Genomic DNA, 19,468 nt, shown 5'->3' with positions numbered 1-19,468 from the left:
CCTATGCGCTGATCTCTTTGCGAATGGCCTCGACAGCGGAAGCCCCGGAGGAACCTTCGACCTTGGATAGTTGGCCCGATGATTGCTTGGGCCGACGCACTAGACCACCGACTAATTGATAGCACGCCGCTGCGAATGCAGCTGCGGCAACACCCATCACGATTGGCAGAAGTGGCGGTGGAAAAGAGCTGGATGTTTGGGCCGAAACAGTCGCCGGAGCGCGCCGGTAGTCAGGTCCGGACGGTTCCACTGGCACCAAAACCACCTCAACCTTTTCGTAGGACAGGCCCTCGATGCTGTCGGCGACCAACAACTTTATCTTCGGCAGGAGAACTGGGAGATTCGATTTGGCGTCGTGCCGTATAAAGACCGAGGACGAGGATGGCGTGCCATCCGAACCTAACAGATCGTTATTCGGCAGAACGACATGAACACGTACTGACAAGACGCCGTCGATGTCGCTGATAGTACGCGACAACTCTTCGCTTAGGGCATAGATGTAACGAGCACGCTCCTCGGTCGGCGAGGCGATCAGGCCTGATCCGCTGAAAATATCCCCGAGGTTTTTGAACGACTGGCGGGGTAGCCCCTTGGCATTCAAGAGGTTGATTGACAACGCAAGCAGCTTTTCGTCGACCTGGATCGCGCTGGTCCCATCCTTCGCGGCAACCCGGACCGCATCAACCCCGTTGTCGATTAGAAGCGAGAGCATCTCATTCGCCTCGCGCTCCTGCAGTTGCGTATACAGATCGGTCTTGCAACCACTCAAGGTGAAGAGAAGTGGCAGAACGACCAAACGAAGCGAACGAAGACCCGACAGGCGGCTATGCCGGATTTCGCCAAGTGCTGAGCCAATCATACGAGCGGTTCATCCTTGTTTTATTAGCGTGTTCACAGATGAGGTGATGCCGCTGACACCTTTAGAAATTAGAGAAACTGTAGTGACGCCACTGTAGAGATCCCGTAGATTAGAGATTGTCGACCCGAAATCGGGTCCCGTCGATCTTGCCGGCGTCCCACCTTCGACAGGGAGCCTCTGTGCCGCCCGGAGTGGAGCGTTTTTTGCAAGGTCTACCTGATGGTCAAGCGCGACAGAACCAACCGTCTGTTCGCGGTACATGGAAGAAAGAGTTTGGAGCACACGGTCGCCGGGCGAGCTTGGCTGTGGAGTTGCGCGCTGGACATCCAACTGCGGAGGAACTGGCGCTGCCGTAGCTGGCGACAATCCGGTATCATTTTTTGTAGAGGCGGCCGCCTGCGCTAGCGCGCGCTCAAACTGAGCCTGCTCTCCCAATGAGGGGGAAGCAACCTTGGGTACAAAGTCAATCAGACTGGCAGAGATTGAGTTAACAGGCAGCATAATGCAACGACTCGATTGTTTGCGTCTCGCGGATTGCGTTTAGCCGGCGATCACCAGCTGTTGCGCCTGTACCTAGAGAGGTGAGCTGACTGTAAGCTGACGAGAGCGCATCATTATCTAAAAACTCAACTTAGCGATTTTTGTACTTGTGAGAGTTTCGGCCGTTCGATTATCAGGACGAGATGTCCACATCGTTCATTCTATCCACGATCCTGCACAACCTGACCAGAGTTCTCTGCGTCGGGATTTTTCTCTCGGCCGGAATACATACAGCCGTCGGCGCCCCTCTGTCGCTCCCCTCTACACCCTATAGGTATACGGTGTTGGACCAGGATCTCGCTGCCGCGCTGCAGCAATTCGGAAACAACCTAAATATCAGGGTCAGTATCAGCGCCGAGGTGAGGGGGCGGATTCGCGGACGTATGCCCGATTTGCCACCGCGGGAGTTCCTCGATCGCTTGAGTAAGCTGTACGATCTACAATGGTACTATGATGGGCTTGTACTCTATGTATCTGCCGCCAAAGAAGCGCGATCTAAGATGTTTGTATTGACCCCGATTCGCTTCGATGCGTTCAAGGCGGCCCTCGATGAGCTCGGCATCTCAGATGAGCGCTTTGTCGTGAAATCCGCGGCGGGAAGTGACCTCGTTTTGGTTTCTGGTCCACCGCGGTTCCTCGCGCTCGTGGAGGAGACGTTCAACGGGCTGCTTGCGGAGGCGCAAGCGCAGCCGCATGTCGCGCCGGCACCGAGTGAGGAACCCTTGCTGTTGTTGTTTCGGGGCTCCTCGACCATGGTCGTGCGAGGTGGACGACCCGAATCGTCTTATTCTTCTGACGTGCCGCAACAGGATGGTGTTGCCGAGAAGCCTCAGCTGAAGCGGAAATGACATCGATGAACATGCCCCGGTGTCTGGAGAAAACGTAACCGACAGCGGTCCTAAGTGAATTCGCATGGATTCGTCAGGTTCTCGAAAGCTGAACCGCTCATGATCCAATTCAGGATCTCCAACAATCCTGGCCATTGAGTGCCAGAATGAACTGAGAGCCCTAAAATGGCGGGGCAACTAAGCACGGCGCGGCGAAAATGCAGCGACCTCTTCAATGCCCGGTTTTGCCAACGTTCGTGAACTAATCTTGCATCTCCCAGGGGATTGCAATCTCGTCCGAGGAGCCACAATGTCAAACAATATCGCCAAGGTTTTTTCGCAGTCGGCACGGGGTTGGTATGGTTCAGTACCCGCGCTCGGTAAGACTCAGCAGAACTTCGATGCGATGCTTTCCATTTGCCGGCCTGAAGGAAGGACCGGTCAGTTCGCGCTCCGGAGCCTCGCATTGCCTTTGGAACGGTTGTGCCAGCATGCGTCGGAATCGCTGTCGCCGACAGCCGGGTCGTCGTTGGAGGAATTGACGCGGCACCCATTGGACCTGCTGCCGCCACATATGAAGGCGGCACTAGAATCAATGGGTCAGCGCCCGGAAACTTCATCGATCGAATCTTCGTCAGTCGCAACGACGCCCGTAAAAAGCGAGAGAATCAAGTGGGACGGCGGGACGCTCACCTCAGTCGAGTTACAGATTGTAGCAGTGCTAAACCGTCATAAGGACCAATGTCCGCTCAAGTGGGAATCGCTGGGAGACAAAGCGAATGATCCCTCAACGCCGCCGGATCTGAAAGCGGCTATCGAGGGATTGCAGGAGGATCCAGAGCTCTTTTATGCTATCGGCTCGCAGGGTGATGGCCGCTGCGGCGGCAGATTTACGGCTCAAGACTTGTCAGCATTCTGTGACCACCATTCACAAATTACTGAATTTCTGGAGAATCAGGCGCAAAGCTATACGCAGAATTACATTCCATCCGACAGCATTGGGAATCCCGATCCATCGGCCATGACACGGAACGATGCGTTACGCGAGCTTTACCGGTACTCCGAAAACCTGCCCAAAAACCTCAGTGTCGCTGAGTTTAAGCGGATCGTCGAAGGCGAAGCGAAAACGGGCAAATGTCCGCCTCAGGTCATTGCGGCGGCTCAGTACTTCGTCGAGCGCCCGGACGAATGGAAGCAGTTATACGGTGGTGCGATAGACCAGGTGCACAAAGAGGATTTTCTGCAGGTTGCTTCATCGGCAATGAGTCTCACGCAAACCGAGCTGGACACAATTGAATCGATAAAAGGCAATCAGGACGCCTTCTTTGGAAGTGGTGATCTCACTCGTGACAAGCTCGCGAGCATGGCAGAGGATAACCGCTGTGATCCGAAAGTACAGAAAGCAGCCTCGCAACTACTCTCAGATCCTCTATTATTTGGTCTGCTAAACAATACGATTACGGGGTATAAGACCCATAATTCGTTCTTCGACTTCGGCGGCGGACACACGGTGGACTCCGGTGACATCAGCAAAAAGGACTTTGCACATTTTTGCGACAGCATGTCGTCAGCGAACCGCACCGTTCAGCAGTGGAAGGCTCATGCTCCCCAAACCGCTGCACAACAGGACGCCGTCTCAGATATGATGATGGGTCGGACGGACCAGCCTAATGCCAAAACGCCCAAAAAAAACGGAGGAGCCTTTGTCCACGCAGTCGGCGATGTGCTCAAGGTGGTCTCGCCGGTGCTCGATTGGGCTGCGACGGCGGTGGGTTTGTTGAGCTTCGTTCCTGTCTTAGGCCAAGTGGCCGACGCGGCTTCAATGGCTCTTGCGTGCGAAGCGCAAGCGGCAAATCTTCTCCGTACAGCCATTACCGGAGGCAATATGAAGCAGGCGCTGCAACAAGCTGGCATCAGTATTGGAGCGCAGGCGCTCAGCCTGGTCGCAGGCCCCGAGGTCAAGCTGGCAATTCGCAATGGGCTCGTAAAGAAGGCACTGGAAGAGGCGGCCACGGCCGGGATCAATCTGCCGATTACGATGGCGCAAACCTACGCAGAAGATTATCTAAACAACCTGCAAGAACGGCTTGCCGCCTGAGTTGTGCAAGCCGCGGCCGTTGCCAGCCAGGGGGGCCGGGCTGACATTGCGGGCGTGTTAGGTGGCCAATGCCGGTCACCGCGCGAGAGTACCTCCGGGCCATGTTCACCGTATACGACCTTAACGAGACGCTTGAAAGGCCCGCAGACGGGCGCGAAGCTTGTAGGCTCCGTGGGCTGATGGCCTTCTCATCGGGCTCGCCCAGGAACTCGGTAAGCGACAAGGAGACCCCGTCTATCAGCATCGGGGTTGGGTACGGTATGGCGGAGAGACGATTTCACAGACTGCGAGCATCTATGTCTGCGCCTATAGCTAGTCCTAGGGCGTAAACTCATAAAATTGCTTGGTGTTTACCGGCTGTCGTGATTCAAGGCTTCCGAAAGAGGGAGCCTCTATGACGCGTCGCCGCTACGAACTCACCGACCACGAATGGTCGATCCTGTCGCCACTGTTGCCCAACAAGGCCGGCGGCGTTCCCCGCGTCGATGATCGGCGGGTGCTAAATGGCATTCTCTGGCCGTTCCGGACGGGCTCGCCCTGGGCGGAAATCCCAGAGCGCTACGGTCCGTCGACCACCTGCTACAACCGCTTCGTCCGCTGGCGGAAAGCCGGGGTCTGGGATCGGCTTTTTGAGGCGGTTTCGGAGGCTTACGATGGCGACATCGTCATGATCGACTCGACCTGTGTCCGCGTTCACCAGCATGCGGCCACGGGAAAAAGGGGGATGGAGACAATGGCGGCATGGGACGTTCCCGCGGCGGACTTACGAGCAAAATCCATGCGCTCGTCGACGCAGACGGCCGCCCCGTCACCCTCCGCCTGACCGGCGGGCAGATCGCTGACTGCACCGAGGCCGACGCGTTGACGGACGAGCTCGGCGAGGGAGACATCCTACTGGCCGATAAGGGGTATGACAGCAATGTCATTCGGGCCAAGGCGGCCGAGCGAAAGGCCTGGGCCAACATTCCGCCGAAGTCAAACCGCAAGGGCTCCTTCGTATTCTCGCGCTGGGTCTATCGGCAGCGCAACCTCGTTGAGCGGTTCTTCAACAGGATCAAACAGTTCCGAGGCATTGCAACCCGATACGACAAGCGCCCCGAAAACTACCTCGCTGCCGTAAAGCTCGTCGCCACGAGAATCTGGTGCCAAAGTTTATGAGTCGACGGCCTAGATGCCGTAATGGGCCGGCGTCTCATGAGTAGCCAGTTGGGTGGCTGTCCCTCAGAATGATGATGTTTGGAAACGAGGTCCGAGCGATCGGCCTCAAGCATCATGAGAGGAACAGCCATGGAATATTATGCAGGAATCGACGTCTCGCTGAAAGAGAGCAGCGTGTGCGTGGTCGACGCGACGGGCAAGTTGGTTCGCGAGGTCAAGGTAGGCAGCGAGCCTGAATGCCTGGTCGGGTATTTTGATCAACTGGACTTTCCGGTAGAGCGCATCGGCCTTGAAGCGGGGCCGTTGTCCCAATGGCTACACGCGGCTCTCGTTGCTGCGGGTCATGAGGTGGTTTTGCTGGAAACGCGGCATGTGAAGGCGGCGCTTTCGGCGATGACGGTGAAGACCGACCGCAAGGATGCACGGGGGATCGCGCAACTGCTCCGCATGGGGTGGTATCGTCCGGTCCACGCCAAATCGTCGCCGGCCCAGGACACTCGGGCTCTCCTGGTTGGCCGCAAGCTTCTGCAATCCAAGCTGCTCGACGTCGAGCTCAGCATCCGGGGTATCCTGCGTGGCTATGGATTAAAGGTCGGCGAAGTCAGCCGAGGGCGTTTCGAGGCGCGCATCCGCGAACTGATTGCAGGGCATGCGATATTGTCGATGGTGATTGACGCGATGCTGACGGCGCGAGCAGCGCTGTGGAGCGAATTTACGAAGCTGCACCGCGAGATGCTCAGGATCGCCCGCGCCGACAGAGTTTGCCAACGGCTGATGAGTGCGCCGGGTGTCGGTGCCTTGGTTGCGCTGACCTACCGCTCCGCGGTCGATGATCCAGCCCGGTTCGAAAAGTCCAGCACAGTGGGTGCCTACTTCGGGCTGACGCCGAAGAAATATCAATCCGGCGAAACTGATCGCGATGGCGGTGTCAGCAAGGTCGGCGACGCGATGGTGCGAACCGCATTGTTCGAGTCTGCGCACATAATGCTGACGCGGGCGACGCGCTTTTCCAGTCTAAAGCGCTGGGCGCTCGATGTGGCCAGGCGTCGCGGGATGAAGCGCGCGAAGGTTGCCCTCGCACGCAAACTGGGTGTCGTACTTCACCGCATGTGGATGGATGCGACGGACTTTCGCTGGAGCGCAAACCCTATGGCGGCATGAAGAGAGCTACGTGATTGACGCGGGCAAGTGCAAGGCTTGCGTCTGATGAGGTCCCGTCGCTGGGACGCAGGCTTGGCAAGGTCGTGTGTAGTGCTGTGACCGCTTCGGCGAAGCACGCTTTCTAGATTGACCTGTCGGCTTGTTGATCTGATGGCATAGTGTGGCGGTCTTCGTGCTGACCACGGACAGAAGCATGGCCTCAGCGACGAGATAATCATTCAGAGGGACTTGACGAACAAAGGCCCATTACAGAAGCACTACTTTGGCAGATTAACCGGCCATTTACGATGATGGGCCATCTTGGGCACTTTCACAGGGGTGTGCGAGATGTCGGAACTGGATGTTGCGCTGGCAGATTGGCTGAAGCCGTTCGTCGAGAAGCTTGGTCACAAGAAGCGGCGGCAGATGTGCCCGGTCTATATTTCGGGCCTCATCGGACCTGGCGATCGCAAGAGTATCGAGCCGATGGCGGAACGTCTGGCACCTGATCGCTACGACCGCCTGCATCATTTCATCTCGGATGGGATTTGGGATGCCGGTCCTCTTGAGGCGGAACTGGCGGTGCAGGCCGACAAGATTGTCGGGGCTTCAGATGCTTTTCTGGTGATCGACGACACAGGTCTACTGAACCGCGCCGGGTTTGCCGGAGGCTGTTTGGTTTAAGTTATGCAGCCATGGCTGGTTCGTCCAGCATGGCGTAATACTGCTCCTCGGCTTCGGCGGGGGGAATGTTGCCGATGGGCTCCAGAAGCCGTCGATGGTTGAACCAGTCGACCCATTCCAGAGTGGCGAATTCAACCGCTTCGAAGCTGCGCCACGGTCCTCGCCGATGGATGACCTCGGCCTTGTAGAGGCCGTTGATCGTTTCGGCGAGGGCGTTGTCGTAAGAGTCGCCGACGCTTCCGAGGAAGGCTCGATGCCTGCCTCCGCCAATCGCTCCGAATACTTAATCGACACGTATTGAACGCCCCTGTCCGAGTGGTGAATCAGGCCGCCACCATGAACGGGACGCCGCTCATGAAGCGCCTGTTCCAAAGCATCGAGGACGAACCCGGCATGCGCCGTCCGGCTCACCCGCCAGCCGACAATCCGGCGCGCGAAGGCGTCGATGACGAAGGCCACGTAGACGAAGCCTTGCCAGGTGGCCACATAGGTGAAATCCGAAACCCAGAGCCTGTTCGGCGCAGGAGCCTTGAACTGGCGGTTCACCCGATCGAGCGGGCTCGGAGCCGTCTTGTCCGGGATCGTCGTGCGGATCGGCTTGCCCCGGATGATACCCTGAAGTCCCATCGATCGCATGAGCCGGGCGACGGTGCAGCGGGCTATATCGAAGCCCTCCCGCTTCAATTGCCGCCAGACCTTGCGCACGCCGTAGACGCGGAAGTTCGCCTCGAACACACGGCGTATCTCGATCTTCAAGGCAATGTCGCTGCGGGCGCGGACCGATAACCGGTCCACGTCCAGGCGTTTGGCAACGTTCTCGTAGTAGGTTGATGGGGCAATCGGCAGCAGCCTGCAGATCGGCTCGACCCCGAATACGGAGCGGTGTTCGTCGATAAAGGAGATCATCGCTTCAATGGGCGGTCGAGCTCCGCCATCGCGAAATAAGCGGACGCTTTGCGCAGTATCTCATTGGCCTGCCGAAGCTCGCGGTTCTCCCGCTCCAGAGCCTTCATCTTCTCGGCGACTTCGCTTGGGAGTCCAGGCCGGGAACCATCGTCCACTTCCGCCTTCTTCACCCATTCATTGAGCGTCTGCGCCATGCAGCCGATCTTGGCGGCGATCGAGGAAACCGCCGCCCATCGCGAGGAATATTCCCCTTGGTGATCCAAAACCATCCGCACTGTGCGGATTCCGACGTGAAGCCGGCCGCCAATCCGACCAAAGACCGGCCACCATTCCGATTTGAAGCCGGCCACCATTCCAATCAAAATCCGGCCAGTTTTCGACACTGAAGATACCCCCTGGGTCAGCAACTTTGGCATCAATCACCTCGCGATGAACGAGGACATTTTGATGCCGGCAAAGAGAAGGCTGACCATGAGACAATTAAGACAAATGCTTCGGCTTGCCGGAAGCGGGACGAGCTCCCGCGAGATCGCCGTCGTATTGGGAATAGCCCGCAGTACGGTGCAGGATAATCTTCAGCGCGCAGCAGCAGTTGGGTTGAGCTGGCCCCTACCGGGGGAACTGACCGATGACGCGCTCGAGAACAAGCTCTTTGCGCGCAATGGCGTCAAACAGGGCACGAGACGACGCGTCGAACCCAACTGGGCCGAGCTTGCCGTCGAGCTCAAGAAGCCCGGCGTCACCCTGCTTATCCTCTGGGAGGAGTATCGTGGGTCGCATCCAGAGGGTTACGGCTACAGTCGCTTTTGTGAGTTCTTCCGTGGCTTTGAGCAACGGCTTTCGCCGACGATGCGCCAGGAGCATGCGGCCGGCGACAAGGTCTTCGTCGACTATTCCGGCAAGAAGATTCCGATCGTTGATCGCAAGACCGGCGAGATCCGCGAAGCGGAGATATTCGTGGCGGTGCTGGGCGCGTCTAGCTTCACCTATGCGGAGGCGACCTGGACGCAAACACTGCCGGACTGGATCGGCTCACATGTCCGGATGTTCCGCTTCTTTGACGGCGTTCCCCGGCTGATCGTTCCCGACAATCTGAAGTCAGGCGTCAGTCGCGCCAGTTTCTATGATCCCGAGATCAACCGCAGCTACGGCATGATGGCTTCTCACTATGGCGTCGGCGTTCTTCCAGCACGGCCACGAAAGCCCAGGGACAAATCTAAAGTTGAGAACGGGGTCCGTTTTGCCCAATCGTGCATCTTAGGGCGTCTGCGCAATCACACGTTCTTCTCGCTTGCTGAGGCTAATGCTGCCATTGGCCAGGCACTCGATCGCATCAATGATCATGTCATGCGCCGGCTCGGCGTCAGTCGCCGGCAGCTGTTTGAGAGTGTCGAGCGCGCCGCGCTCGCCAATCTTCCCGGTGAAGACTACGAATTCGCCGAATGGCGTTTGGTCCGCGTGTCGACCGATTATCACGTCGAGTTCAAGACCTTCCTCTATTCCGTACCGCATGGCCTCATTCGCCAGCAGGTTGATTTGAGAGCGACGGCACGCACCATCGAGATCTTCCACCGCGGCAAGCGCGTCGCCGTTCATCAGCGGCGGTATGGCGGCACTCGGCATGGAACCGACCCGGATCATATGCCCAGTTCCCATCGGCGATATGCCGAGTGGACACCCGATCGCTTTCGGCGCTGGGCTGCATCCATTGGGCCGCAGACCGAAGGTTTGATCACTGCTGTTCTTGCCAGTCGTCCGCATCCTGAACAGGGCTTTCGAACATGCCTGGGCATTCTGCGCCTGTTTCGCGATATCACGCGAGATCGGGCCGAGGCGGTGTCAGCTCGCGCTGTCGAGATCGGCGGTCTGAACTGCAAGAGCATCGCCTCGCTCCTGGCCAACCACAGGGCCGCGCGCCATTCCACCGAACCGACGGCCATCGTTGATCACGCAAATCTGCGTGGCCCCGACTACTTTCATTGAGGAGACAAACCAATGCTGAGCAATCCCACCATCGACATGCTGCGCGAACTCGGCCTTTACGGCATGGCAACAGCCTTCCAGGAGCTTGACGCACAATCCGAAGCCCGCGGTCTTGAGCATGGAGAATGGCTTTCCATACTGCTCGAACGGGAGGCCACCATGCGCCGACAGAAGCGCTTCGAAGCCCGTGCCAGGGCCGCCAAACTACGCCATGATGCACAGATCGAGAATGCCGACTTTCGGGCCGCTCGCGGCCTCGATCGCAACCTGTTCATGGCGCTTGCCGGCTGCGACTGGATCAGAAAGCATCACAGTCTCCTCGTCACTGGGCCAGCCGGCGTCGGCAAAAGCTGGCTTGCCTGCGCGCTTGGTCACAAAGCATGCCGCGAAGACTTCTCCGTCGCCTATCACCGGGTTCCTCGGCTGTTCGCCACGCTCGCACTTGCAAGAGGCGACGGGCGATACGGCAGGATCCTCAAATCCTTGGCCAAGACCGACCTGCTGATCCTTGATGACTGGGGACCGGAAAAACTCAACGATGATCAGCGGCGCGATCTCCTCGAGATCATCGAAGACCGCTACGAGCGGCGCTCGACGATCATCACCAGTCAGGTGCCCCTGGATCGCTGGTACGAAATCATCGCAAACCCAACGCTTGCCGATGCCATCCTGGATCGCCTCGTTCACAACGCCTATCGCATCGATCTCACCGGCGAAAGCATGCGAAAACAGCGCTCGCCAGTCGCACCCGAAAACACCAAAGCTTGACCTGAAACGAAACCAGATCCAAACATCAGACAGACCCAGGATCAGTCCGAGAAATGGCCGCCTTCAAATCGGAACGCCGGCCGGAATGAAATCGGAATGACTGGCCGGCTTCAAATCGGAATCGATGGCCGGCTTCGTCGGAATACGCACGCACTGCTCGGGCGCGGACTTCAGGTGAAAATTTGTTTGTTGTCTTGCTCATATCGGCTCCACTTTCTCAGAAGTTGGAGCCTCCGGCAAACCCGGCGCGGTTCATACCGAAGAAAGGCGACCATTCTGTTGGGGTCGCGCCGCAGTACGCGTCGATGCTCGGCAAAGCGCGCCAATTGCCAGACGCTGGTGTCGTTGACGCTGGCCCGCGACGAGGTTCCCGTCCCAGTGGGCTTACGATTGTTCTTGCCCGACAGTTGGACCAGTGATCAGGATCGGATGGCGAAGGCTGGTGTTCCCGAGGAGATGCGTCTACCCCGCACCAAACCGGAGATCGCGCTCGACGAGATCGATCGGCGGATGGCCGCAGGCGTGCGGTTTGGCACCGTGCTTGCGGATGCCGGCTATGGTCTGTCGGCTGCGTTTCGCCAGGGGCTCAGTGCACGCAATCTCACCTGGGCTGTCGGTATTCCCAAGCATCAGAAGGTTTATCCTCATGATGTTGCATTGATCTTTCCTGTCGCCGGCCATGGAAGGCCGCGCAAGCATTCAATCCCCGACACCCTTTCGACCGCAGCCGAAATGATCCTGGAAGGAACCACCTGGAAGAAGGTCAGTTGGCGTCACGGCACAAAAGGTCGACTGACCGCACGCTTCGCTGCCCTGCGCATTCGGATTGCTGATGGCAACCCGCAACGCATCCTCGACAAGGGACAGCAGCATATGCCGGGCGAAGAGGCGTGGCTCGTTGGTGAATGGCGCTCAAACGACGAGCGCAAGTATTATCTCGCCAATCTACCGGCCGAGGCGACCTTAAAAGCGCTCGCGGCGGCCATTAAGGCGCGATGGGTCTGCGAGCAGGCCCATCAGCAGATGAAGGAAGAGCTCGGCCTCGATCACTTTGAAGGCCGATCATGGCAGGGCCTCCACCGACACGCGTTGATGACGATGATTGCCTATGCCTTTCTTCAACATCAACGCCTCAAGAAGGCAAAGCGGGAAAAAAAGGAAGAGGCACGGCCCGCCTAAGCCGACACTGCCGGCCATCCGACGCGCTGTCATAGCCGCGCTCTCAAACCACTATCCACCACAACGATGTCCTCACTGCCGTATCAGGTTCCTAATGACCCCAAATTCAATTCTGCCAAAGTAGTGCTTCTGTAATGGGCCTTTGTTCGTCAAGTCCCTCTGAATGATTATCTCGTCGCTGAGGCCATGCTTCTGTCCGTGGTCAGCACGAAGACCGCCACACTATGCCATCAGATCAACAAGCCGACAGGTCAATCTAGAAAGCGTGCTTCGCCGAAGCGGTCACAGCACTACACACGACCTTGCCAAGCCTGCGTCCCAGCGACGGGACCTCATCAGACGCAAGCCTTGCACTTGCCCGCGTCAATCACGTAGCTCTCTTCATGCCGCCATAGGGTTTGCGCTCCAGCGAAAGTCCGTCGCATCCATCCACATGCGGTGAAGTACGACACCCAGTTTGCGTGCGAGGGCAACCTTCGCGCGCTTCATCCCGCGACGCCTGGCCACATCGAGCGCCCAGCGCTTTAGACTGGAAAAGCGCGTCGCCCGCGTCAGCATTATGTGCGCAGACTCGAACAATGCGGTTCGCACCATCGCGTCGCCGACCTTGCTGACACCGCCATCGCGATCAGTTTCGCCGGATTGATATTTCTTCGGCGTCAGCCCGAAGTAGGCACCCACTGTGCTGGACTTTTCGAACCGGGCTGGATCATCGACCGCGGAGCGGTAGGTCAGCGCAACCAAGGCACCGACACCCGGCGCACTCATCAGCCGTTGGCAAACTCTGTCGGCGCGGGCGATCCTGAGCATCTCGCGGTGCAGCTTCGTAAATTCGCTCCACAGCGCTGCTCGCGCCGTCAGCATCGCGTCAATCACCATCGACAATATCGCATGCCCTGCAATCAGTTCGCGGATGCGCGCCTCGAAACGCCCTCGGCTGACTTCGCCGACCTTTAATCCATAGCCACGCAGGATACCCCGGATGCTGAGCTCGACGTCGAGCAGCTTGGATTGCAGAAGCTTGCGGCCAACCAGGAGAGCCCGAGTGTCCTGGGCCGGCGACGATTTGGCGTGGACCGGACGATACCACCCCATGCGGAGCAGTTGCGCGATCCCCCGTGCATCCTTGCGGTCGGTCTTCACCGTCATCGCCGAAAGCGCCGCCTTCACATGCCGCGTTTCCAGCAAAACCACCTCATGACCCGCAGCAACGAGAGCCGCGTGTAGCCATTGGGACAACGGCCCCGCTTCAAGGCCGATGCGCTCTACCGGAAAGTCCAGTTGATCAAAATACCCGACCAGGCATTCAGGCTCGCTGCCTACCTTGACCTCGCGAACCAACTTGCCCGTCGCGTCGACCACGCACACGCTGCTCTCTTTCAGCGAGACGTCGATTCCTGCATAATATTCCATGGCTGTTCCTCTCATGATGCTTGAGGCCGATCGCTCGGACCTCGTTTCCAAACATCATCATTCTGAGGGACAGCCACCCAACTGGCTACTCATGAGACGCCGGCCCATTACGGCATCTAGGGAGAAGTACGATATGAGCAGCATACTTGCAGATCCCGACCGAGACGAGGTTCTCGAAACTGGGCTTTTTATCAACAATCAGTTCCGAGGCGCGTCGAACGGTGCAGTCTTCGAGCGGGGTAACCCCATCAGTGGGGAGATAGTGAGCACGGCGCCTGCCGCGACCGAGGCGGATGCAATCGCTGCAGTGAGGGCCGCGCACAGCGCGTTTGCGCGTTGGGCCAAGCTCGGACCTCACGAGCGGCGCAACATGCTGATGAAGGCTTCGGCCGGCATCCGCGCTCGGCATACTGATTTTGCCGATGCGATGAAGGCTGAGATCGGCGCGACCCAGGTCTGGGCCGATTTCAACGTGCATCTCGCAGCTGACATGTTGGAAGAAGCCGCGGCTATGACGACCCAGATCGGTGGCGAAGTCATTCCTTCGGACGTGCGCGGTTCGCTGGCGATGGCAGTACGGGTGCCTGCAGGTGTTACTGTGGGCATTGCGCCCTGGAACGCGCCGGTCATCCTCGCTGTCCGGGCGATTGCGGCGCCGCTCGCTTGCGGCAATACTGTTGTTCTCAAAGGTTCGGAGCAGTGCCCCCGCACCCACGCCTAGTCATCGAGGCGATGGCCGAAGGTGGACTGCCTCCTGGGGTTGTCAATTACATTACCAACGCACCTGCCGACGCCAGCCGCATCTTTGAGGCGATGGTCGCTGATCCGGCGGTGCGGCGGGTGAGCTTCACCGGTTCAACGAAGATCGGTCACGCGGTTGCCCTGACCTGCGCGAAATATCTGAAGCCCGTTGTGCTTGAGCTCGGTGGCAAGGCCCCCCTTATCATTCTCGACGATGCCGACGTGGATGCTGCGGTTCAGGCGGCAGCTTTCGGCGCATTCATGAACTCGGGCCAGATCTGCATGTCCACGGAGCGGATAATTGTCGACGAGAAGATCGCCGACGGCTTTGTTGAGAAGCTGGTGGCGAAGACGAAGACGCTGCCTGCGGGCGATCCCCGTCGAGGGCCGGTCGTCCTAGGTTCGGTGGTCAATCACTCGACGGTGGAGCGCTGCAACGAGCTAATCCACGATGCAGTCGCCCGTGGGGCTACGGTGATTATTGGCGGTAAGAGCAATTCGACGCTGATGCCTGCGACCCTCATCGACCATGTCACGCCGGACATGCGTATGTTTCGGGAGGAAAGTTTTGGGCCAGTCAAACCGATCCTACGGGTGAACGATGTGGAAGAGGCGATTGCGATTGCCAACGATTCTTAGTACGGCCTCTCGGCTGCTGTCTTCGGTGCTGACATTGCACGGGCCTGGCAGGTGGCGTTGCGGATCGAAAGCGGTATTTGCCATATAAACGGTCCGACCGTTCACGACGAGGCGCAGCTGCCACTCGGCGGTGTAAAGTCATCTGGCATCGGCCGTTTCGGCGGACGGGCAGGCATCGCTGAATTCACTGATTTGCGTTGGATGACGGTACAGACGTTAGAACGTCATTACCCGTTTTGATTGCACAATACGGCCAGGTCAATGGTACTAACTGCTGTGGCCCATGCCAATAATGCCTTCACATAACCTCTTGCCAAGAGATTACAGAGCGCAATTCAATGACCGCGCGGCCGGATACAAGAGGTGGCTCGGTGCTCACGCTGAAGCAGTTTCGTAACACCATCTAGAGGCAGTTGCGGGCGTGCTTCTGAAGCATGAACCGATCACCGACAACACAAAACTCTCGAACCGGCGACCGATCAAGTGGCTGCTTTTCACAGCCGCTTGATTATTTCCCTTCAGACGATCTGGTCCTTTGGCTGATGAACAATTCCTTACGGCGATTGAAGAGCAATCGCAGGCGATCCCATCCCGACCAAGAAGTCTCTGAGACAGAAGGTTGCCAAGCAGCCGGTTCAGCTTCATGAAAGGGCTTGAAGATAACGAACGGTCCGTCCGCCGCTTACGGCTTGAGCTGCGTGCATGATCGCATTTGTATCAAGACCATGATGCCGATAAAGGTCTGCAATTGTGCCGGTCTGGCCGAAATGTTCGACCCCCAGCGACTTGACGCGGTGACCATAGACCCCCCCAATCCAGGAGAGCGTGGCTGGGTGGCCATCGATCACCGTGACGATCCCGCAATCCCGTGACAAAGGCGCCAGCAGGCGTTCAATATGGCTCATCGCCCCGACCGCTCCACGTTGCCGGGCGCGTTCAGCAGCTTGCCAGCCGGCATTGAGCCGGTCCGCTGAGGTGATCGCCAACAATCCAACGTCCCGTCGATCTTCGGCGAGCAGACCTGTTGCGGCGATCGCCTCGGGCGCGATGACTCCCTGATAGGCAATGATCACACTGGCGTTGGGACCTGGCCGACGCAACCAGTAGCCACCATTGATAATGTCTTGCTCCAGATCAGGCGCCATTTGGCGTGCTGGCTGCTCGAGCGGGCGCGTCGACAGGCGGAGATAAACGGATCCACCGGTCTGATCGCGCAACCACGTTGTTTCATCGGGGTCACCTTCGCCGTCGCGCTGCATGTAGTCGAAGGCAAAGCGCATGATGACCGAAAGCTCGTCGACGAAGGCAGGCTCGAACGAGCACAGCCCGTCCTGTGCCATACCTATCAGTGGCGTGCCGATCGACTGGTGCGCGCCGCCTTCCGGAGCAAGCGTCACGCCGGACGGTGTTGCGACCAGCAGGAAGCGCGCATCCTGGTAACAGGCGTAGTTCAACTGGTCGGCCGAGCGGTAGATGAACGGATCATAGACAGTGCCGATGGGCAGGAGCCGGGCGCCGTTGATCGAATGGGAAAGGCCGAGCGCACCAAGCATGATCATCAGGTTGGATTCGGCAATCCCCAGTTCGAGATGCTGGCCTTTAGGACCGAACTCCCAGTTGTAGGTCGACGGAATCCGCTCCGCCTTGAAGAGGTCGGACATGCCCTCACGGGCAAACAACCCGCGCCGATTGACCCAGGGGCCGAGGTTGGTTGACACAGTCACGTCCGGAGAGGTCGTGACGATGCGCTCGGCGAGCAGCGTGTCGTCACGCGCGATATCGTTCAGAATCTGGCCAAAGCCCATCTGGGTTGAAAGCAGTTTGCCTGGCTGCCCAGGGGAGGGAAGCGTAGGAGGAATCGGGATCGCCGGCGAAGACAGTCTGCGGCGGCCCTCGCTGAAGAACGATACTTGAGCAAGGAAGGATTCGAGCTCACCAGCCGGCAGTGTAGCCGCCGCCCATTTCTCCCATTCCTGTCCCTGCTTTACGCCCATCTGCTGGCGGAAGCCCTCGATTTGCGTCGGGGTCATCTGACCGGCGTGGTTATCCTTGTGGCCTGCAAGCGGCAAGCCATATCCCTTTATCGTATAGCAGATGAAGCAGACCGGGCGGTCGTGCTGCGAAGCTTGTCCAAAGGCTTCGAGCAGGCTCGGCAGATCATGTCCTCCGAGATTGCCCATAAGCACTTGCAGTTGCGCATCGGAACGTCGCTCTATCAAGGCAGTCACAGGCCCCTGATCACCGATCTCGTCCAGCAACCGTTTGCGCCATGCCGCGCCACCCTGGAAGGTCAGAGCGGAATAGAGCTGGTTCGGGCACGCCTCGATCCATTGCCGCAGCTTGTCCCCGCCGGGCTCGGCAAACGCGGCTTCTTGCAAAGAGCCATGGCGTAGGATAACGACGTCCCAGCCGAAGTTTCTGAATATCTGTTCGAACCGCTCCCAGAGGCCTTCGCGGACCACAGCGTCCAGCGACTGGCGATTGTAGTCGACGACCCACCAGCAGTTTCTCAGGCCGTGTTTCCAACCCTCAATCAGGGCCTCATAGATATTGCCTTCGTCCATCTCGGCATCGCCGATCAAGCTGACCATGCGTCCTTCAGGCCGGTCGTTCATCCAGCCGTGTGCCGAGACATAGTCCTGAACCAATGAAGAAAACAGCGTCTGCGCCACACCGAGACCGACCGAGCCGGTGGAGAAGTCGACGTCATCGACATCCTTGGTCCGTGATGGATAGCTCTGTGCGCCCTTGAAACCTCGAAAGTTTTCGAGCTTCTCCCGGGTCTGGTTCCCTGCCAGATATTGGAGAGCATGAAATATCGGTGCTGCATGGGGTTTGACCGCGACCCGATCCTCAGGACGAAGCGCCGAGCAGTAGAGCGCGGTCATGATGGTGCTAAGCGACGCTGACGAAGCCTGGTGCCCGCCAACCTTCACCTCGTCTGCTTCGCGGATATGGTTGGCGTGGTGGATCGTCCAGGCGGCAAGCCAGGAAACGCAGCGTTCAATTTCGTTCAGATAGCTGATCTTGGAGTTCATCACTCCCCCTCTTTTACAAGTCGAGTTTCAGAACGCCCGTCGCGCGTGATACGCATGGGATAAACCGACGGTCACGCGCGTCGTTTGAAAGCACTGCATCGCGATGAATTGGCTGTCCTTCCAAATACCCGCACTCGCAGGTTCCGCAGACGCCGTTCTCGCAGGACGCCATCAGCAACACGCCGGCGGCGCGAATGGCCGATAGCGCTGACTCGTCTGCAGGTACCGGAACAACCGTCCCGTTACGAAGCACAATCGTGAACGGTTCGGGTGGAGCATCATCCCGGGCCGGCGGCTGAAAGGCTTCGAAATGGACCGTGCCATCCGGCCAGTGCCTTGAAGCCTGGGCAACGGCTGCCATGAAGCCGGGAGGCCCGCAGTAATAAAGCTGCGCACCATCGGGCCGCGCCAACAACAGGCTATCAATGTCCTGCCGGGTTTCGACTTGATCGTCGAAGTGGGGCCTCAGGCTTTCGGAGCCGATGATCTTCTCTAAAGTTCCCAGCAACGGTGTCAGGCTTCGGCTCCGCGAAAAATAATGGAGCTCAAAAGCCTTGCGCTGCCGACAGAGAGCCCGCGCCATGGCAAGGATAGGTGTGATCCCTATGCCTCCTGCCAGCAAAAGGACCGGCCCGTCACACTCCCTGAGCGGGAAATGATTGCGCGGGGCGGATACGGGCAGCTCGGCGCCTGCTGCAATAGTATCGTGGATCCATGCCGAGCCGCCCCGGCCATCGGTTTCGCGCTTCACCGCTATCGTGTAGCGGCTGAGATCTTCCGGGTCACCGCAGAGCGAGTATTGGCGTACCTTCCCGTCGGGGAGGTGGACGTCGACATGCGATCCTGGTTCAAAGGGCGGCAGAAGAGGCTTGCGTGGGTGTCTCAGCTCAATCACGCGGACGTCGCCCGGCTCGTCGTGGACGCCGGCAACGATCAGTTTCATGATGATACGTGGAGATCCCATGTCGCGTCACTCGTCGATTGGCAGGATCGGGTCGCCAGGGCGGATTATACCACCGACCTCGATCGAACAGTTGAGACCGGAACGGTTCAGCAGTCCTTCGTAGAGGCCCGACATGCCGAGAAGCTCCTCGATGTATTTGCAGGGAAAGTTCATCCGTGCCGCTCGCAAGATCGTTTCGCCGACCCGGAAGCGCTCGCCGACCAGATGATTGAGCGGAACGCCGCGGGTCGTCAGGTTGCGCCTGTGATCTTCGGGTTTAAGCATGCCTTTGAACCCGGGAATCTTCGGCTCTCCCTTGGCAATCGCCTCGAGAACCTCAACCTCGATCAGCGTGACTTCGCGGACGTCAGGCTTGGGCGAATAAGTCCCGGTTCCGAGATAATAGCGGTCGCCCGCAATGCCGCGGCCAGCGATGAGTTGCGCCTCGGCGAGTTCTTCCATTTCGTAGGAAGCGGCCGGCGCAATGTGAATGTGGAGCAGACTCCCCCGCCAAGTCATGTATCGGCTCCCGCAATGCCTTGCCTTTGATCG

13 protein-coding genes, 3 pseudogenes and 1 other annotated feature are annotated in these 19,468 nt (G+C 58.6%); of the genes and pseudogenes, 9 read left to right on the top strand and 7 right to left on the bottom strand.

Going from position 1 to position 19,468, the window contains the following annotated elements:
- Position 1: 1 nt before the first annotated feature.
- Positions 2–859 (bottom strand): type III secretion system inner membrane ring lipoprotein SctJ, encoded by an 858-nt coding sequence (sctJ, locus tag NMA58_RS30735; protein WP_416068719.1) that lies wholly within the window; start codon positions 857–859, stop codon positions 2–4.
- 9 nt (positions 860–868) lie between these two features.
- Positions 869–1,360 carry a nodulation protein NolB gene (locus NMA58_RS30730; RefSeq protein ID WP_416068718.1) on the bottom strand — a complete coding sequence of 164 codons (492 nt, stop codon included), beginning with the start codon at positions 1,358–1,360 and terminating at the stop codon, positions 869–871.
- A 182-nt stretch (positions 1,361–1,542) separates the two neighbouring features.
- Here NMA58_RS30730 and NMA58_RS30725 point away from each other — a divergent pair, with 182 nt between their 5' ends.
- The 5 genes and pseudogenes from NMA58_RS30725 to NMA58_RS30705 form a co-directional block, all read left to right on the top strand.
- A complete protein-coding gene (locus NMA58_RS30725; RefSeq protein WP_416068717.1) occupies positions 1,543–2,247 on the top strand; it encodes a nodulation protein NolW in 705 nt (234 codons plus the stop codon).
- 289 nt (positions 2,248–2,536) lie between these two features.
- Complete coding sequence (locus NMA58_RS30720) at positions 2,537–4,324, top strand: HrpF/NolX family T3SS translocon protein (RefSeq protein WP_416068716.1); 1,788 nt, start codon at positions 2,537–2,539, stop codon at positions 4,322–4,324.
- A gap of 394 nt (positions 4,325–4,718) precedes the next feature.
- A protein-coding gene (locus NMA58_RS30715) for an IS5 family transposase (protein ID WP_434714932.1) occupies positions 4,719–5,482 on the top strand; the annotation gives its coding sequence in 2 pieces (ribosomal slippage) (positions 4,719–5,034 and positions 5,034–5,482; 765 coding nt in all).
- A 129-nt stretch (positions 5,483–5,611) separates the two neighbouring features.
- Entirely contained in the window at positions 5,612–6,643 is a 1,032-nt protein-coding gene (locus NMA58_RS30710) for an IS110 family transposase (RefSeq protein WP_099086550.1), read from the top strand.
- Between the two features lie 327 nt (positions 6,644–6,970).
- Positions 6,971–7,267, top strand: a pseudogene (locus NMA58_RS30705) (transposase); the annotation flags it as partial.
- A 40-nt stretch (positions 7,268–7,307) separates the two neighbouring features.
- Here NMA58_RS30705 and NMA58_RS30700 read toward each other — a convergent pair.
- Positions 7,308–8,481 (bottom strand): annotated as a pseudogene (locus NMA58_RS30700) (IS3 family transposase).
- Positions 8,138–8,254: a sequence feature (AL1L pseudoknot), on the bottom strand. It overlaps the preceding pseudogene by 117 nt.
- 202 nt (positions 8,482–8,683) lie before the next feature.
- On the opposite strand from NMA58_RS30700, the gene istA reads away from it, so the two are divergent.
- The 3 genes from istA to NMA58_RS30685 all read left to right on the top strand — a co-directional run bounded on the left by istA (position 8,684) and on the right by NMA58_RS30685 (position 12,142).
- Positions 8,684–10,195 carry an IS21 family transposase gene (gene istA, locus NMA58_RS30695; protein WP_434714930.1) on the top strand — a complete coding sequence of 504 codons (1,512 nt, stop codon included), beginning with the start codon at positions 8,684–8,686 and terminating at the stop codon, positions 10,193–10,195.
- A gap of 12 nt (positions 10,196–10,207) precedes the next feature.
- On the top strand, positions 10,208–10,963 hold the full coding sequence (gene istB / locus NMA58_RS30690) for an IS21-like element helper ATPase IstB (protein ID WP_416068576.1): 756 nt from the start codon (positions 10,208–10,210) through the stop codon (positions 10,961–10,963).
- 174 nt (positions 10,964–11,137) lie between these two features.
- Positions 11,138–12,142 (top strand): IS701 family transposase, encoded by a 1,005-nt coding sequence (locus tag NMA58_RS30685; RefSeq protein WP_416068731.1) that lies wholly within the window; start codon positions 11,138–11,140, stop codon positions 12,140–12,142.
- A 381-nt stretch (positions 12,143–12,523) separates the two neighbouring features.
- On the opposite strand, the gene NMA58_RS30680 is transcribed toward NMA58_RS30685, so the two are convergent.
- The gene (locus NMA58_RS30680; protein WP_099086550.1) at positions 12,524–13,555 is read right to left on the bottom strand and encodes an IS110 family transposase; all 1,032 of its coding nucleotides are present in this window, start codon (positions 13,553–13,555) and stop codon (positions 12,524–12,526) included.
- A 133-nt stretch (positions 13,556–13,688) separates the two neighbouring features.
- Here NMA58_RS30680 and NMA58_RS30675 point away from each other — a divergent pair.
- Positions 13,689–15,175 (top strand): annotated as a pseudogene (locus NMA58_RS30675) (aldehyde dehydrogenase).
- A 401-nt stretch (positions 15,176–15,576) separates the two neighbouring features.
- Here the strand turns inward: NMA58_RS30675 and NMA58_RS30670 are convergent.
- Genes NMA58_RS30670 through NMA58_RS30660 form a run of 3 tightly spaced genes read right to left on the bottom strand, consistent with a single transcriptional unit; the run spans position 15,577 to position 19,435 of the window.
- On the bottom strand, positions 15,577–17,973 hold the full coding sequence (locus NMA58_RS30670; protein WP_416068732.1) for a transketolase: 2,397 nt from the start codon (positions 17,971–17,973) through the stop codon (positions 15,577–15,579).
- Positions 17,974–17,986: 13 nt separating this feature from the next.
- Entirely contained in the window at positions 17,987–18,916 is a 930-nt protein-coding gene (locus NMA58_RS30665) for a PDR/VanB family oxidoreductase (RefSeq protein ID WP_416068733.1), read from the bottom strand.
- 27 nt (positions 18,917–18,943) lie between these two features.
- Positions 18,944–19,435, bottom strand: coding sequence for an MOSC domain-containing protein (locus tag NMA58_RS30660; RefSeq protein ID WP_416068734.1), 492 nt, complete (start codon positions 19,433–19,435; stop codon positions 18,944–18,946).
- Positions 19,436–19,468: the final 33 nt, after the last annotated feature.

Origin of the sequence: Rhizobium sp. YTUHZ045 (assembly GCF_051124255.1) — a bacterium.
In the GTDB taxonomy this organism is placed as follows: Bacteria; Pseudomonadota; Alphaproteobacteria; order Rhizobiales; family Rhizobiaceae; genus Rhizobium.
Note: the sequence above shows the minus strand (reverse complement) of the source record. Positions and strands in the feature narration are given on the sequence as shown.

Excerpts from the sequence above, each read along its gene's own strand:
- istB (WP_416068576.1), top strand. The coding sequence starts at position 10,208 with ATGCTGAGCAATCCCACCATCGACATGCTGCGCGAACTCGGCCTTTAC.
- NMA58_RS30660 (WP_416068734.1), bottom strand. The coding sequence starts at position 19,435 with ATGACTTGGCGGGGGAGTCTGCTCCACATTCACATTGCGCCGGCCGCT.
- NMA58_RS30725 (WP_416068717.1), top strand. The coding sequence starts at position 1,543 with ATGTCCACATCGTTCATTCTATCCACGATCCTGCACAACCTGACCAGA.
- NMA58_RS30670 (WP_416068732.1), bottom strand. The coding sequence starts at position 17,973 with ATGAACTCCAAGATCAGCTATCTGAACGAAATTGAACGCTGCGTTTCC.
- NMA58_RS30680 (WP_099086550.1), bottom strand. The coding sequence starts at position 13,555 with ATGGAATATTATGCAGGAATCGACGTCTCGCTGAAAGAGAGCAGCGTG.
- NMA58_RS30720 (WP_416068716.1), top strand. The coding sequence starts at position 2,537 with ATGTCAAACAATATCGCCAAGGTTTTTTCGCAGTCGGCACGGGGTTGG.
- NMA58_RS30730 (WP_416068718.1), bottom strand. The coding sequence starts at position 1,360 with ATGCTGCCTGTTAACTCAATCTCTGCCAGTCTGATTGACTTTGTACCC.
- NMA58_RS30665 (WP_416068733.1), bottom strand. The coding sequence starts at position 18,916 with ATGAAACTGATCGTTGCCGGCGTCCACGACGAGCCGGGCGACGTCCGC.
- sctJ (WP_416068719.1), bottom strand. The coding sequence starts at position 859 with ATGATTGGCTCAGCACTTGGCGAAATCCGGCATAGCCGCCTGTCGGGT.
- istA (WP_434714930.1), top strand. The coding sequence starts at position 8,684 with ATGAGACAATTAAGACAAATGCTTCGGCTTGCCGGAAGCGGGACGAGC.
- NMA58_RS30710 (WP_099086550.1), top strand. The coding sequence starts at position 5,612 with ATGGAATATTATGCAGGAATCGACGTCTCGCTGAAAGAGAGCAGCGTG.